Origin of the sequence: Microbacterium sp. NPDC057741 (genome assembly GCF_042798735.1) — a bacterium.
Taxonomy (GTDB): Bacteria; Actinomycetota; Actinomycetes; order Actinomycetales; family Microbacteriaceae; genus Microbacterium.
In genome coordinates, this window is the sequence record NZ_JBHVJW010000006.1 from 90,944 (window position 1) to 105,298 (window position 14,355).

A 14,355-nucleotide genomic window follows, 5' to 3' on the forward strand; every position below is an offset into this window, starting at 1 on the left:
AATGTCAATCAACGAGATCGCCGCTGATCGTCGTACCTTCTTGAAAGTCGCAGGCTTCGGCCTGCTGAGCGTCGCCGCCGTCGGCTCGCTCGCCGGCTGCGGCACGAAGCAGGAGCTCGTCGTGTCGGACTCCAACTCCGTCAAGCTGCCGACTTTCCTCAAGGCCGAGGGGTTCACCCCCGACCTGGCCGGCACCGCCGAGGGCGTCCCCGCGGCGTACTTCAACTACCCGGCCAACCCGGTGCGCACGGTGAAGACACCGCCGCTGAACGGCGAGAGCTTCACCGCGATCACCAACATCTTCGGTCCGCCGCCGAACAGCCGTGACAAGAACCCCGCCTGGCAGGAGATCGAGAAGCGCCTGGGCGGGAAGCTCGACATCACCGCGGTGTCGGCCGATGACTTCACGACGAAGTTCAACACCACCGTCGCGGGCAACGACATCCCGGACATGATGCTCAACGACGGCGCCTCGATCCCCGACATCATCGGCTTCCTGCAGGCCAAGTGCCAGGACCTCACTCCGTTCCTCTCCGGCGACGCGATCAAGGACTACCCGAACCTCGCCGCGATCCCGGAGCTGTACTGGCGTCAGACCGTGCGCGACGGCAAGATCTACTTCCTTCCGATCCCCCGCGGCGGCGCTGCCGGCCTCGGCTTCTACAACGCCAAGCTCTACAGCGGCGCCGGCGTCACCGACACCTCGAAGATCAAGAACGCCGACGAGTACCTGTCGGTCATGAAGGAGCTCACGAACGCCAAGGCGAATCGGTGGGCGTTCGGGTCCACGGCCTTCGGCCTGAGCACCTTCCACCAGCTGTTCGGCGTGCCGAATCAGTGGCGCGACGACGACGGCAAGCTCACCTACTCGTTCGAGACCGATGAGTACCTCGAGTCGATCTCGTTCGTGCAGAAGGCGGCGGCTGACGGCTACATCATGCCCGGCAGTGACGCCTGGACGAAGTCGCAGATGGTGAACGCCTTCACCAACGGGCAGGTCGCGCAGATCTACGACGGCCTCCCCGCCTTCTTCAAGTCCGACGGCTACGGCCCGACCGTGCCGGACTCGGCGCCGTTCCTGCCCTTCGCCGCGAACGGCGGCAAGCCGAGTGCCTGGCTGGACAACATCATCTTCGCCAGCACGATGCTCAAGAAGAACGACAAGGCCTCGATCAAGAAGCTGCTCGGCATCGCGAATCTGCTCGCTGCACCGTTCGGCAGCGAGGAGTACCTGCTGATCAACTACGGCGTCGAGGGCGCCGACTACACGCTCGACGACAAGGGCAACCCGCTGCCGACGCCGGCCGCAGCCGGCGACACCACGGTTCCGTGGAAGTACATCGCGGCGCCCAGCCCGGTGCTGTATCTGCCGGGTCAGGAGGAGATCATCCGCAAGACCCACGCCACGTACTCGAACCTGATTCCGATCGGCGTCGAGGACCCGACCGCCACGCTGTTCAGCCCGACGAACGCACAGAAGGGCGGCACGATCCGTCAGCCCGTCAGCGACGCGGCGCAGGACTTCATCGCGGGCCGCAAGAGCCTCGACGATGTCAAGGCCGCGATCAAGACCTGGCGCTCGGCGGGCGGAGACCAGATTCGCAAGGAGTACCAGAAGGCGCTGAAGGCCTGATGACGATGGAGCACGACCCCACAGCAGGCCCCTCCGCCCGCAGATTCTGGACGGAGACCGCCGACCGGTGGCTCCGCGCCGTGCGCGAGCACGGCGCGGACGACCCGGCCGGGGTCGTGCTCCCCGGTCGGGTGACCGGCGACGGCGTGCGCCGCGAGTCGATGGAGACCATCGGCCGCAGCTTCCTGCTCGCCTCCTCCCGCATCGCGGGAGCCACGGCGGATGACGCCGAGGCCGACGCGCTGGTCGAGTTCTACGCCCAGGCGCTCGTGGACGGCACCGATCCCGAGCATCCGTCACGCTGGCCGCTCGGCGTGACCTGCCGCACTCCGCTCACCGGCATCACGAACTCGATCGTCGAGGGGGCGAACCTCGCCTTCGGGCTGTACACGGCCGGCGACAGGTTCTGGTCACGGCTGGATGCCAGGCAGCAGCGCCAGGTGATCGCCTGGCTGCGGCACCACGCGCAGCGCGAGGTCTGGCAGAACAACTGGCAGCTGTTCCCGGCGATGGCGGAGGCGTTCATCCGGCACGTCGACGGTGATGCATCCGGGCTGCGCAATGAGCGCAACGTCGCCAGGGTCGAGGGCTGGTACCTCGGCGACGGGTGGTACACCGACGGGCCCGAGCACGCGATCGACTACTACAACGCGTGGGCCATCCACCCGTACCTGTGGGCCTGGTACCGGATGACCGATCGCACGGAGACCTTCGAGGGGCGGCGTCACCTCGAGCGCCTCGCCGCTTTCGTGGACGGAATGCCGTCGTTCGTGGCATCCGACGGCGCCCTGCTGCACTTCGGCCGCTCCCTGACGTACCGCACAGCGGCGCTCGCGCCGCTGTGGTGCGCAGAGATCTCGGGCGTCAGCCCGCTCTCGCCGGCGCGCACGCGCGAGGTCGCCACCTCGGTGCTGGAGGGATTCGTGCAGCATGGTGTCGGCGCCGACGGGCAGCTGAGCCTGGGCTGGTACGACGAGTACCTGCCCGCCATGCAGGACTACAGCGGCTTCGGCTCGCCGTACCTCGCCGGCATCGGCTTCCTGGGTCTCTCGCTGGACGCCGGTCATCGCGTGTGGACCGCGGATGCCGCGCCCTCCGAGCACCCGGCATTCACCCGCCCATTCGACGGCACCGGCCTGACGCTGAGCACGGCCGGCGGCGACGCCCCGGTGGTCCTCGTGAACCACGGTTCCGATCACGCCGAGCTCGCCGTGCAGGCGCACGGCATCCCGGACCCCGACGACCCCCACTACGCGTCGTTCGCGTACTCCACGCACACAGCCCCCGAGATGGCGGACGGATGGCTGGCGGCGGTCGACGGGCACATCACACTGTTCGACGACGACGGACGCCCGAGTCGGCGGGTCAAGCTGCGTGGCCAGACCTCCGCCGGACCGATGAGCGCTTCCGTGCACTACCCGCAGATCGACGGGAAGCTGCTCGTCGGGGCATGCATCGTCACGGCATCGGTCGTGAATCGCGGCGCCGAGGTGCGCGCGCATCTCGTGATGGCGCCGGCGTCGCACGACCGGATCCGGGAGGGCTCGTTCGCGCTCGCCGCTGCCGAGCCGCTCACCGACGCGATCGCAGGCGTGCGGGCCGAGGTGTCGAACGGCGCGCATCGCGCGGTGCTCACCGGTCTGCACGGCTGGGATGCCGCGGACACGGTCACACACCAGGGGACCAACGCGATGGGGAAGCACTCCGCCATCCCCGTCCTCACCGCCGCGCGGACGACGGATGAGACCGTCCACGTCGCGCTGCACAGTCTGCTGCGCGAGGGCGATCAACCGCCCGCCGACCCCGTCGTCGCGGTCGAGGGCACGCAGATCACCGTGGAATGGCCCGGAGACGGCATCCACGTCGTACTCGACCTGCGGACCGTCGTCGAATGGGACGGCCAGCCGGGACGGCCCGACGGGCGCCGGGTCTGAAAGCGTCCTGCCCCGACGGTGGGTGTTCACCGTCGGGGCAGGCGAACCTGCACACACACGAAGATCGGAGCCACGACATTTCCGCGATAGCGAACCCCTGGACCACCCGCAGCCGCAGTGCGGGCTCTCCCGTCGAGGTGCGCTTCGGACCTCTCGTGGGTCACCGGGACGATGAAGCCATGAGCCGCTTCCGCCGGTACGGCCTCGGTCAGTTCATCCACTTCGGGCTGTACTCGATCCCGGGCAACGAGTGGCACGGGGTCAGCGCGAGCTCGGGCTCCGCGGCGCCGGAATGGATCCGCGCCTGGCGCGGGCCGACGGCGCCCGAAGGGTGGACCGAGACCTACGACCGCCTGAACGAGGTGTTCGACCCGAAGGAGCTGGACGCGGGGGAGTGGGCGCGGCAGGCGAAGCAGATGGGTGCGCGGTACGTGATCTTCACGACCAAGCATCACGACGGGTTCGCGCTCTGGCCGTCGGCGCACTCCGCCTACACGGTCGCGCAGTCGCCGTGCGGACGCGACCTCGTCGGCGAGGTCGTCGACGCCTACACGGCAGAGGGCATCGATGTGTTCCTCTACTTCTCGGTGCTCGACTGGCATCACCCCGGCTACACGACCACGGTGCCGACCGACGACGCCGGAAGGGCCGGCTGGCAGGACTTCCTGGAGTACACCCGCGCGCAGCTGCTCGAGCTGCTGGATCACTATCCGGCGGCGAAGGGCCTGTGGTTCGATGGCACCTGGGATGCATCCTGGGTCGCGTCGCACGAGTTCACGCACCGGCTCGAGCAGGAGCTCCGGGAACGGCGTCCGGGACTGATCATCGGCTCGCGGTTCCGCAACGACGAGCACGGCGCCCGGCACTTCGACTCGAACGGCCGGCTGCTCGGCGACTACGAGCAGGGGTGGGAGCGCAAGCTGCCCGCCGACCATGCGATGCTCGACGGGCACGACTGGGACGGCGTGATGACGATCGGGCCGAACGCCTGGGGGTTCATGCGCGACACCGGCGATCAGTACCAGAAGACCGCCGACGATCTCATCGACCTGCTCATGCGATGCCGCTCGATGGGCGGCAATCTCGTCGTCAACTTCGGACCGGACGGAGACGGCCGGATGACACCGCACGAGGGTGAGATCGCGGAGCAGCTCGGCGCCTGGGTCCGGGAGAACGCGGATGCGGTCTGCGATTCCGGGCACGTCGACATCGATCCGACGGGTGTCGGCTGGCTGACGGGTGACGGCGACCGGATGTTCCTCACCGTCATCAACCGCCCTGTGACCGGCATCGCCCGGCTGCGCTTCCCTTCGGATGCGCCGCAAGCACCGGTGTCGGCCCGCCTCCTGGCATCCGATCGGGAACTGGAACTGCGTCGAACGGACATCGGCTTCGACCTGGATGACGCGATCCACTACGACGTCGTGATCCCCCGAGACTTCACGACCGACCGTGCCTTCGTGATCGAACTCGCGCTCGGCGCGACCTCCGTCGGCGCCGCGGATCGCGCCGACGCCCACATGTGAACCACGAGACAAGGACGGATATGGATCTCAACATCGGCATCATCGGCTTCGGACTGCGCTCATCGCTGCGCAGGGAGGTGCACCGTCCGGGCGCCGGATCGCGGATCTCGGCCGTGTGCGACCTGTCGGAGCGCGCGAGACGGGAGGCGGCGGAGTTCGTTCCGGACGCTCTGATCACCGACTCGCTGGACGAGCTGCTGGCATCCGGGGTCGATGCCGTCATGGTGCTGACGCCCGATGACCTGCACGCCTCGATCACCATCCGCGTGCTCGAGGCCGGCATCCCGGTGTTCTGCGAGAAGCCGCTCGCGATCGACCTGGCCGACGCCGACGCGATGCTGGAGACGGCGCGCCGCACCGGCAGCAGGCTCTACATCGGGCACAACATGCGGCACATGCCGGTGATCACGCTCATGCGGCAGCTCATCCTGGACGGGCGGATCGGCGATGTGAAGGCCATCTGGGTGCGGCACTTCGTCGGCAACGGAGGCGACTTCTACTTCAAGGACTGGCACGCCGACCGGCGTCGGACGACCTCGCTGCTGCTGCAGAAGGGCGCACACGACATCGACATCATCCACTGGCTGGCGGGTGCGTACAGCGAGCGGGTCTCGGCGATGGGCGAGCTCAGCGTGTACGGCGACATCGACGACCGTCGCGATCGCAGCGACGAGCGGATGTTCGACTGGTACAGCCTGGACAACTGGCCGCCGGCGACGCTGACCGGCCTGCATCCGGTGGTCGACGTCGAGGACGTCTCGCAGGTGAACATGCGCCTCACCGGCGGCATCCTCGCTTCCTACCAGCAGTGCCACTTCGCGCCGGACTACTGGCGCAACTACACCGTCATCGGCACGGAGGGACGCATCGAGAACTTCGGCGACGGGTCGGGCGACGAGGTCAAGCTGTGGAACCGCCGCCACAACGGCTATACCGCGGCTGACGAGACCTTCATCGTGCCCGAGGCAGCGGATGCCGGGCACGGCGGTGCCGACCGGCTGCTGGTCGCGGAGTTTCTGCGCTTCGTCCGCGACGGCGGGCTGACCGAGACCTCGCCGGTGGCCGCGCGCGAGGCCGTGGCGGCCGGGATCCTCGCCACGCAGTCTCTGCGCGGCGACGGTGCGGCGATCGACGTGCCGCCGCTCGACCCTGAACTCGTCGCGTACTTCGAGCGCGGGCAGGTCGAGCAGGCCGCGGTTCCCGCCTGAGGTATCAGAGGATGCGGCATCCGCACGTTCGGATGCCGCATCCCTGTACCCCCCGCACAAAATGTGGAGCGGCGTCAGTTCTTGTCGTCGATGCCGATGTGCGTGGACGCTCGGGAGGCCGATGCGCGGACAGCGGAGCATGACCGCACACACGTGAGCGGAACGCCGAAGGGCGGCGCCCTGCGAAGCAGGACGCCGCCCTTCGTGTCGTTCTCAGCCGATCGAGAGCGTCACGTACTGCGACGCGTCTCCGGGCGTCTGCGGCTCGAGCCGCATCCGATCGTTGATGTACTGCAGCGCAAGACCGCTGTTGCGGTTGACCAGCCGGTAGGTGCTGGAGCCGTCGAGCGAGGTGCCGTCCTCGCTGACGCGCTGCAGGTACCACTGGTCGCTGCCGCCGGGAGTGCCGAGGCTCGACGCGGTCAACGGCTTCGAGTCGGCCTGCCGCTTACCGGTGGTCACCACGGCGTCGACGGCACGAGACGCCGCGACACCGGTGTCGGACACCTGCAGGACCTTGCCCGTGGCCCCGTCGACCAGGCGGTAGAAACCGCTGTCGTCGCCCTTCGCGCTCTGGTCTGCGACCGGCTCGAGCTTCCAGGTGGTCGCCTTGGGAGCCACGCCCTTGCCGCCGTCCATGCCAGGTCCTCGGTTCGTGACGACGGCCCGCCCGCCGACGCGGAGAACATACGATGAGTCCGCTCGTACCGCGTCGCCGTTCGCGTCCTCCGGGATGTACTCGCTGCTCGCGGCTGCGGAGCCGTCGCCCGCAGTGGGAGCGATGTCGACGACCTTGCCACTCAGATCGGAGATCGTCAGGAACGATCGGCCAGTGACGTTCTGATTCGTCAGGCTGCCGTTGTCCAGCGAGGTGAGATAGCCGCCGTTGGAGCCTTCGGGCATGAGCCCGACGACCTTCCAGGAGTTCGGATCACCCAGATCGGCGGTCTGGTAGACGTTTCCGTCGTATCCGACGATCTGATATTGCCCGGAGTACGCGTTGTACGAGATCGCCGACTCGTTGTTGGCGGCCGGCAGATACAGGTGGTTCGTGCTCGGATCCTTGTAGTACGCGCTGTTGGTGATGAGATCGACGGTCTGGGACGCCCCGGTGCTCGGGTCGGTCTGGGTGACATAGATGCCTCCAGTGACGACCTTGACGCCGTTCTCGTACTTGTCGTCGACCGCCTTGAGCGTCATGTCCTGCCCCGTTACCGAGTCGCGGTACGACACGGTGCGATTCGGCGCAGACAGGCCTGTCGCATCGTTCTTGATCGTGTGCGCCAGCGTGTTCGCGGTGTAGGTGTTGCCGGATGCATCGGAGAAGTTGATCAGGTGGTCGGCCTCCACCTTCGCCGCCTCATAGGACGCGGTGGAGTTCGCTCCGGATCCCCTCCAGGCGATGCGGTCGGTCGCGGGGTCGTAGAACACGTTCAGTCCGCCAACAGAGTTGACGTTGCCGTCGATGCCGTCGATGCCCGGCTGCGACCAGGACCCGTTGTACCACTTCTGCCAGGTGCCGCTGGCCATGCCGCCGCTGATCGGCGCGCGGGCCATCTCGGTCCAGCTCGCCAGGGTCGATGAGGCCGGCTTCTTGTAGATCTTCACGTTGTACGTGATGTAGAAGTATCCGCTCGAGTAGTCGATGAACAGACGGCATCCGGAGTTGCCGAACGGATAGGACTGTCCGGGGGACGCCTTTTCGTTGATGACCTGGTCGTCATCCCAGGCCGACGTGAGGGCAGGGCCGGCATACTGCCAGGTCGCGCCCTCGTCTTTGGACGTGGCCAGCAGGATCCGGTTGTTGTGATGCCCGGTCGAGATCTTCTGTGCGATCGTCGCGTCCGCGCCCTTGGTCTGCCATGGGTCGAACTGGTATTCGTCGTTCAGCAGTGCGTGCCAGACGCCCTGGGGATCGACCCACACGCCGATGACGTCGCAGTGATCGTCCTGCTGCGGCGACGGGATCGGGAAGACCGGATGCTTGTCGAGCTGATAGCAGATCGTGCCGGGGTCGCCGTAGAACGCAGGCGCCTGGACCTTCTGCGTGGTCGTGCCCATGCCTGACGACACGGTGCTCATGTCCGTGTTCGTGAAAGTGCGCGCCCAAGCGTTCGTCGGAGCCTCGCTGTAGGCGGTGAGGGCGTTGGTCCAGTGGAAGGCGCCGTCCTTGCCGAGGTAGGCGGAGCCAGCGATGTCGCTGGTCAGCCCACCCTTCATCGACGTGGTGCCGGCTGCCGCGTACTGGGGAGGCGCTGGCGTCGTGTCCGCCTGCGCGACGCCGGGGAGCGCGAGCACGGCGACGGCCCCGACGGCAAGCGCCGGAGCCAGGCGCCGCCAGTGCGCGCTCCGGTGCTCTGTGCGGTCGTGTCTCATGGTGATGCCCTTTCCTGTTCCTCATCGAATCGGAGAGTGTGCTGTGCAAGCGATAGAAAGCGCTTGCTATGCGGAACGGTATCGAAGCGATCATGTTGCTGTCAATCAAGGCCAGCGAAATAGTATGCGCTTTCTATGTTGCCCGGCGGAGATGTCGGTCAACGCAACGCAGGGCAGTACGTTGGTCGAGGGAGGGCGGGATGGCCACACAGGATCGCCTTGCGGGGATGACCGGCGCGCACACCGTGACGATATCGGATGTCGCTGTGCGCGCAGGTGTCTCGTCCGCCACGGTCTCGCGGGTGCTCAACGGCAATTACCCCGTTGCGCAGTCCACTCGCGATGCGGTGAACCGGGCGATCTCCGATCTCGGCTACACCGCGAACGCGCACGCGAGGGCGCTCGCGAGTTCCGCGACGCACAGCGTCGGCATCGTCGTCAACGACGTCGTCGATCCGTTCTTCTCGTACATCGTGCGAGGTGTGGAGCAGGAGGCCGCAGCGGGTGGGAGGCTCTGCATCGTCGCAGCCTCACAAGGGGATGTCGACCGCGAGATCGCTCTCATCGATCGCATGGTCAGCCAGCGTGCGGACGTCGTGATCGTGGTCGGTGGCGGCTACGACGACCCCCGCGCTCAGCGCCGGATGGCCGAGCGCGCCAGGACACTCGCCGGCATCGGATCGACGCTCGTGCTGTGCGGCCGGCCTGCGGTGGATGCGCACGCACCGACGAAGATCGTCGGCTATGACAACGAGGGCGGCGCGTTCGCCGTCACCGAGCACCTGATCGCGCTGGGGCATCGGCGCATCCTCTACCTCGGCGGGCCGATCGGGCTCTCCACCAGCCATGCGCGGCTTGCCGGATTCCGCCGCGCCATGCAGTCCCACGGCTTTGACATCCCGACGGAGCTCGTCCGTCAGGGTGCGTTCGGGCGCAGCTTCGGGCATACGGCGATGGCGGAGATCCTCGATTCCGCCCCCGGCATCACGGCGGTCTTCGCGGCGAACGACCTGGTCGCCGCAGGTGCGCTGGATGCGTTGACCGCGCGTGGCGTGCGCGTGCCCGAGGACATCTCCTTGGTCGGCTACGACGACATTCCGCAGTCGAGCGAACTCGCCCCGAAGCTCACGACCGTGCACGTGCCTCTGGAGGACATGGGACGCGAGAGCGTGCGGCTGGGCCTCGCGCGCACGGATGACGCGTTCGGGCGTCACACCGACGGCGAGTTCATCCTCGGCACGCGGCTCGTCGTGCGGGACTCGACCGCCGCGCCGCCGTCGGCGCCATGGCGAGCACGCGCCTGACTCGGGCCGCACGACTTGGAGCATGACGCAGGTCCCACCGGAGAACCCGCCGGAATCCCGGCGAGTTGTCCAGCGGCAGCCGAAGTGACCGGCGCTGGCCGCCCCGGGCTCAGCCGTTCTCGTTGTCGATGCCGATGTGCGCGATGGTCGCGTGACTGTTGTGCGACACGTACACGCGCAGCAGCGCGGTCGGGTTCTGCTGCAGCGCGCGCAGCGCGCTGTTCGCGCTGCCGCTCTCGCGGGCGAACGCGTCGGTGATCAGCTTCGCGTAGGGCCGGGTGCGCGAGTCGGCGGACCAGTTCGCGCTGTCGCCGAACACGGCGAGGATCGCGGCCTGGTCGCCGGAGACCGGGATGCCGGTGAACGCCTGCACCTGGGCGGCGTCGAGCGTGAACACCGAGCGGTTGCTCTCCTCGTACGCGGTGCGCACGGTGTCGGCGGTGGCGCCGGCGGCGACGGCCGCAGCCGGCTGCTCGGCCGAGGCCTGCGCCTGCTCGGTCGCCGGCGCGGAGGAGTCGGCAGGGGCGGACGCGGCGGGGGCGGACGTGCCCTCAGCGGCGGGCGCGGCGGTGGCGACACCGGAGCATCCGGCCAGCCCGAGAGCGAGAACGAGGGTGAACGAGGGGAGAAGAGCGCGCTTCATGATGCCTCCTGGGGTCGTCGGTCGGGTGTCCGAGACTCCGACGGCAGCGGCGGGTCCCTGCGAACTCAGAATGGTATACCAAAATTCCGAACGGCTTCTCAGGATGCGTGAGGCGGATAGGCTGACACCACGATGGAGATCACGCGTCGCACTCTTCTCGTCGGTGCCGGAACCGGCGCCGTCGCCGTGCTCCTCGCCGCGTGCACACCGGAGCCCAAGCCGACTGCCACGACGCACCCGCCCACCGCGAAGCCGAGCATCCCGACCGGCGCCGTCCCGAAGCCCGCCGACTGGAAGCGCAGCAGTTGGTCGACCGACCCGTACTCGCACGGCGCAATGAGCTACCTGCCCGCCGGTGCGACGCCGCAGCACCGCGCCGATCTCACCCAGCCGATCGGCGACCGCCTGTTCTTCGCGGGCGAGGCACTTGACCCGGAGCGCCCCGGCACCGTGATCGGGGCCATAGACTCCGGGCGCCGCACCGCCGTCGCGGCATCGTCCGCGTCGCAGAGCAGCGAGCGCATCGCCGTGATCGGTGCCGGCGCCGCGGGCGCGACCGCCGCGAGGACGCTTGCCGATGCCGGCCGCGACGTGACGATCTTCGAGGCGCGCGACCGCCTCGGCGGCCGCATCCAGTCGGTGGTCGACGACGGCTGGCCGATCCCGGTGCAGCTCGGCGCCTGGTTGTCGACCACCGACGACACCGTCTCGCTGCGCAGCCGGCTCGCCGCCCTCGGAATCGAGGAGATCGAGTTCGGCACCGCGACCGGGTGGTCGGAGAACGGCGCCGCGCCCACTGTGGACGGCGCACCGATCGCCGCAGCCGAGAAGCGGGCCGCGGGCGAACCCACCGACGTGTCGCTCGTCGACGCGTTGACCGCCGATGGCGCTGACCCTGCCGACCCGGCGCTCGCCGCGGCCCTGGCCTGGCTCTCGGCGATGACGGGCGCGGATGTCGACAAGGCGTCCAGCTGGTATCCGCCGGCGTTCGCCCCCGACTCGCTGGCCGGCGCGACCGGCGACGTCGGCGAGATCGTCGAGCAGGCGCTCAAAGGTCTGAAGGTCACGCAGGCGTCGCCGGTGATGCGCATCGCCTACGACGACTCGGGCGTGAGCCTGCGACTGGGCACAGGTGAATCGCTGTCCTTCGACCGCGTGATCGTGACCGTGCCGCTGGGCGTGCTGCAGAAGCAGGCGATCGAGTTCGCCCCCGCCCTGCCCTTCGCGCACCGCGGGGCGATCGCGGCTCTGGGCTCCGGCTACGTCGAGACGGTGTGGCTGCGCTTCGACGAGTCTTTCTGGAACGCCGACGCACAGATCTGGCATGTCGTCGGCGGTGACGGGCCGATCCGCACCTGGCTCAACCTCGAGCCGGTCACAGGGGAGCCCGTGCTGGTCGGCCTGGTCGGCGGCCCGGACGCCCAGTCCTTCGCCAAGCTGAACGACGCCGATGCCGAGGCGACCGCGCGGCAGTCGCTGATGTTCTTCGCGCCGGAGACGCCGTCGCCCTCGCCGACGCCGACCTCCACGCCCTGACTCTTCCCGGGTCCTGAGCGAGCGAGGAACCAGCGAGACGAGGGGCGTCCTTCGTCTCAGTCGCTGGCGCTCCCTCGCTCAGGAGCCGGTGGCGTTCAGAGCCCGCGCGCCTCGGTCGGATGCATCCGGCTCAGCAGCACCAGCCCGCAGGCGACCATCGCGAAGATGCCCAGCGCGATCGCACAGGTCAGCACCATCTCGGGGATGCCGGACACCTGCCGCGGGTCGAGGAAGTAATACGGGTACCAGCCGATGATCCCGCCGCGCCAGATCGTGAACAACCCCCAGATCACCGGGTACAGCAGCACGTAGGGCACGATCCGCCACGACGCCGGGGCTCGGCCGGGGCCGAAGATCCACGCCAGGATCGCCCACGCCGGCAGTACGAAGTGCAGTATGACGTCGGACCAGGGCACGGTGATCGGGATGCCGCGCAGTCCCGCCTGCCAGACGATCAGCGCGAACGCCAGTCCGGCCGTGATGGTCCAGCTCAGCACGATCGCGCGCGCGGTCGTCAGCCAGGGCGGGTCCTCCGGCATCCGCAGCGCGATGATCCCGGCGGCGACCCCGAGGATCGTGTAGGCGATGTTCGACTCGATCGTCAGGTACGCGAAGAAGTTCTGCCCGGCGATGGTCTGCGAACCAAGGCCCCAGAACATCCGGTGCACGAGCGCGGCGCCGCACACGGCCGCGGCCAGCAGGCGCGACCATCCGTACAGCGTTCTCGAGATCACTCGCGCGTCGCCCTCCTCGTCCGGGTCGGCGGGAACGTCACCCGGCCGAGTCTACGGAACCGGGCGCGAGGGTACCGCCGCGTAGAGTTGGCCGGGTGATCCTCGCCCGCGCCCTCATCGTCGCCGCGGGCGGCACGCTGGGGGTCGCGCTGCGGATGCTGCTGGGGCTCGCGCTCCCGGATGCCGGAGGCCTGCCGCTCTCGGTGCTTGTCGCCAACATCGTGGGTGCATTCCTGCTGGGCGTGCTCACCGCCCGGCTGCCGGCCACGAAGCGGCGGCTGTTCCTCGGCACCGGCATCCTCGGCGGGTTCACCACCTACAGCTCCTTCATGGTCGGCACGGCGACGCTCTGGACCGCGCAGCCGGTGCTCGCCGCCGGCTACGCCCTCGGTAGTCTCGTGCTCGGCATCGCCGCGGCTGCCGCAGGGCTGCACCTGTTCCGCCGCGAGCGGGGAGGGGCGTCATGACGCCTCTGGTGTTCGTGCTCGCCGCGCTCGCCGGAGGCCTCGGGGCCGGCATCCGCTACCTCGTCGACGTCGGTGTCGCGAAGCTCACCGGCACCCGTTTTCCGTGGGGCGTGTTCCTGATCAACCTCACCGGGTCGTTCGCGCTCGGGGTGATCGTGGGAGGGCTGCCGGAGGCGTCCTTCGTCGTCGGCACCGGCTTCCTCGGCGGGTACACGACCTTCAGCACAGCGATGCTCGACACCGTCGCGCTCTGGCGTGACGGTGAGCGCCGGGCATCCGTCTTCAACGCCGTCGGCATGCTCGTCCTCGGCCTGGCGGCCGCCTTCGCCGGCCTCGCCGTGGGGGCGTCCCTCTGACCCTCCCAGCAGGGGCACAGCCGCGAAATGTACAAACGTACATGTACAGATGTCCAGGAGGGGCGGATGCAGGAACCCGAGCGCCGCAGACGCGACCCTGAAGCGCGCCGTCGCGCCATCGTCGAAGCGACCGCCGAGCTGATCACCGAGGTCGGCGTCGACGCCGTCACCCACCGCATGATCGCCGCCCGTGCCGCCGTGCCGCTCGGTGCGACCACCCAGTACTTCGACACCCTCGACGACCTGCGCGCCGCGGCGCTGCAGCTGATGATCGACCACGTCGAGGAGCAGATGGAGGTGCTCCGCACCGCCCTCGCCGAACGCGGGGCCTCGCCTGCGGTGCTCGCCGAGGTCATCCATGCCGCTCTCGTCGACGCCGTCGCGGTCCAGGCGGATCGTGCCGTGGTCACGGCCGCAGTCCGTGACCCGCAGCTGCGCCGGATGGCCAGGCAGTGGTCGGATCAGCTGGCCTCGTTCCTCGAAGTCGAGCACGGCCGGGACCGGGCCATCGCAGCATCCGTCTTCATCGACGGCATCCTCTGGTACACGCAGATCAACGATGATCCGCTTCCGCAGCACATCATCGAATCCGCTCTCGCCGGCATCCTCGGCGCGCCAATCCCCTGACCTGGAGAGAC

The 14,355-nt window shown here is 68.7% G+C and carries 12 protein-coding genes; 9 read left to right on the forward strand and 3 right to left on the reverse strand.

Annotated elements, in window-relative coordinates; all coding sequences use genetic code 11:
* Position 1: 1 nt before the first annotated feature.
* From ACFVDO_RS17130 to ACFVDO_RS17145, 4 genes are all read left to right on the forward strand, one after another.
* A complete protein-coding gene (locus ACFVDO_RS17130) occupies positions 2-1,633 on the forward strand; it encodes an extracellular solute-binding protein (RefSeq protein ID WP_378857810.1) in 1,632 nt (543 codons plus the stop codon).
* Positions 1,633-3,567: a DUF2264 domain-containing protein gene (locus ACFVDO_RS17135; RefSeq protein ID WP_378886872.1), complete on the forward strand. Its 1,935-nt coding sequence runs from the start codon at positions 1,633-1,635 to the stop codon at positions 3,565-3,567. Before ACFVDO_RS17130 ends, ACFVDO_RS17135 begins: the two co-directional genes overlap by 1 nt.
* 179 nt (positions 3,568-3,746) lie before the next feature.
* The gene (locus ACFVDO_RS17140; RefSeq protein ID WP_378859915.1) at positions 3,747-5,093 is read left to right on the forward strand and encodes an alpha-L-fucosidase; all 1,347 of its coding nucleotides are present in this window, start codon (positions 3,747-3,749) and stop codon (positions 5,091-5,093) included.
* Positions 5,094-5,113: 20 nt separating this feature from the next.
* On the forward strand, positions 5,114-6,301 hold the full coding sequence (locus ACFVDO_RS17145; protein ID WP_378859916.1) for a Gfo/Idh/MocA family protein: 1,188 nt from the start codon (positions 5,114-5,116) through the stop codon (positions 6,299-6,301).
* Positions 6,302-6,514: 213 nt separating this feature from the next.
* Here the strand turns inward: ACFVDO_RS17145 and ACFVDO_RS17150 are convergent, their stop codons facing one another.
* A complete protein-coding gene (locus ACFVDO_RS17150) occupies positions 6,515-8,677 on the reverse strand; it encodes a hypothetical protein (RefSeq protein ID WP_378859917.1) in 2,163 nt (720 codons plus the stop codon).
* A gap of 200 nt (positions 8,678-8,877) precedes the next feature.
* On the opposite strand from ACFVDO_RS17150, the gene ACFVDO_RS17155 reads away from it, so the two are divergent.
* On the forward strand, positions 8,878-9,981 hold the full coding sequence (locus tag ACFVDO_RS17155) for a LacI family DNA-binding transcriptional regulator (RefSeq protein WP_378859918.1): 1,104 nt from the start codon (positions 8,878-8,880) through the stop codon (positions 9,979-9,981).
* A 109-nt stretch (positions 9,982-10,090) separates the two neighbouring features.
* Here ACFVDO_RS17155 and ACFVDO_RS17160 read toward each other — a convergent pair whose 3' ends face one another.
* The gene (locus ACFVDO_RS17160; RefSeq protein WP_378859919.1) at positions 10,091-10,624 is read right to left on the reverse strand and encodes a hypothetical protein; all 534 of its coding nucleotides are present in this window, start codon (positions 10,622-10,624) and stop codon (positions 10,091-10,093) included.
* Between the two features lie 132 nt (positions 10,625-10,756).
* Here ACFVDO_RS17160 and ACFVDO_RS17165 point away from each other — a divergent pair, with 132 nt between their 5' ends.
* Positions 10,757-12,160, forward strand: a complete 1,404-nt coding sequence (locus ACFVDO_RS17165) for an FAD-dependent oxidoreductase (protein ID WP_378859920.1) — start codon at positions 10,757-10,759, stop codon at positions 12,158-12,160.
* 95 nt (positions 12,161-12,255) lie between these two features.
* Here the strand turns inward: ACFVDO_RS17165 and ACFVDO_RS17170 are convergent, their stop codons facing one another.
* The gene (locus tag ACFVDO_RS17170) at positions 12,256-12,894 is read right to left on the reverse strand and encodes a Pr6Pr family membrane protein (protein ID WP_378859921.1); all 639 of its coding nucleotides are present in this window, start codon (positions 12,892-12,894) and stop codon (positions 12,256-12,258) included.
* Between the two features lie 95 nt (positions 12,895-12,989).
* Here ACFVDO_RS17170 and ACFVDO_RS17175 point away from each other — a divergent pair, with 95 nt between their 5' ends.
* From ACFVDO_RS17175 to ACFVDO_RS17185, 3 genes are all read left to right on the forward strand, one after another.
* Positions 12,990-13,361, forward strand: coding sequence for a fluoride efflux transporter FluC (locus tag ACFVDO_RS17175; RefSeq protein WP_378859922.1), 372 nt, complete (start codon positions 12,990-12,992; stop codon positions 13,359-13,361).
* Positions 13,358-13,717 carry a fluoride efflux transporter FluC gene (locus ACFVDO_RS17180; RefSeq protein WP_378859923.1) on the forward strand — a complete coding sequence of 120 codons (360 nt, stop codon included), beginning with the start codon at positions 13,358-13,360 and terminating at the stop codon, positions 13,715-13,717. Before ACFVDO_RS17175 ends, ACFVDO_RS17180 begins: the two co-directional genes overlap by 4 nt.
* Positions 13,718-13,783: 66 nt before the next feature.
* Entirely contained in the window at positions 13,784-14,344 is a 561-nt protein-coding gene (locus ACFVDO_RS17185; RefSeq protein ID WP_378859924.1) for a TetR/AcrR family transcriptional regulator, read from the forward strand.
* Positions 14,345-14,355: the final 11 nt, after the last annotated feature.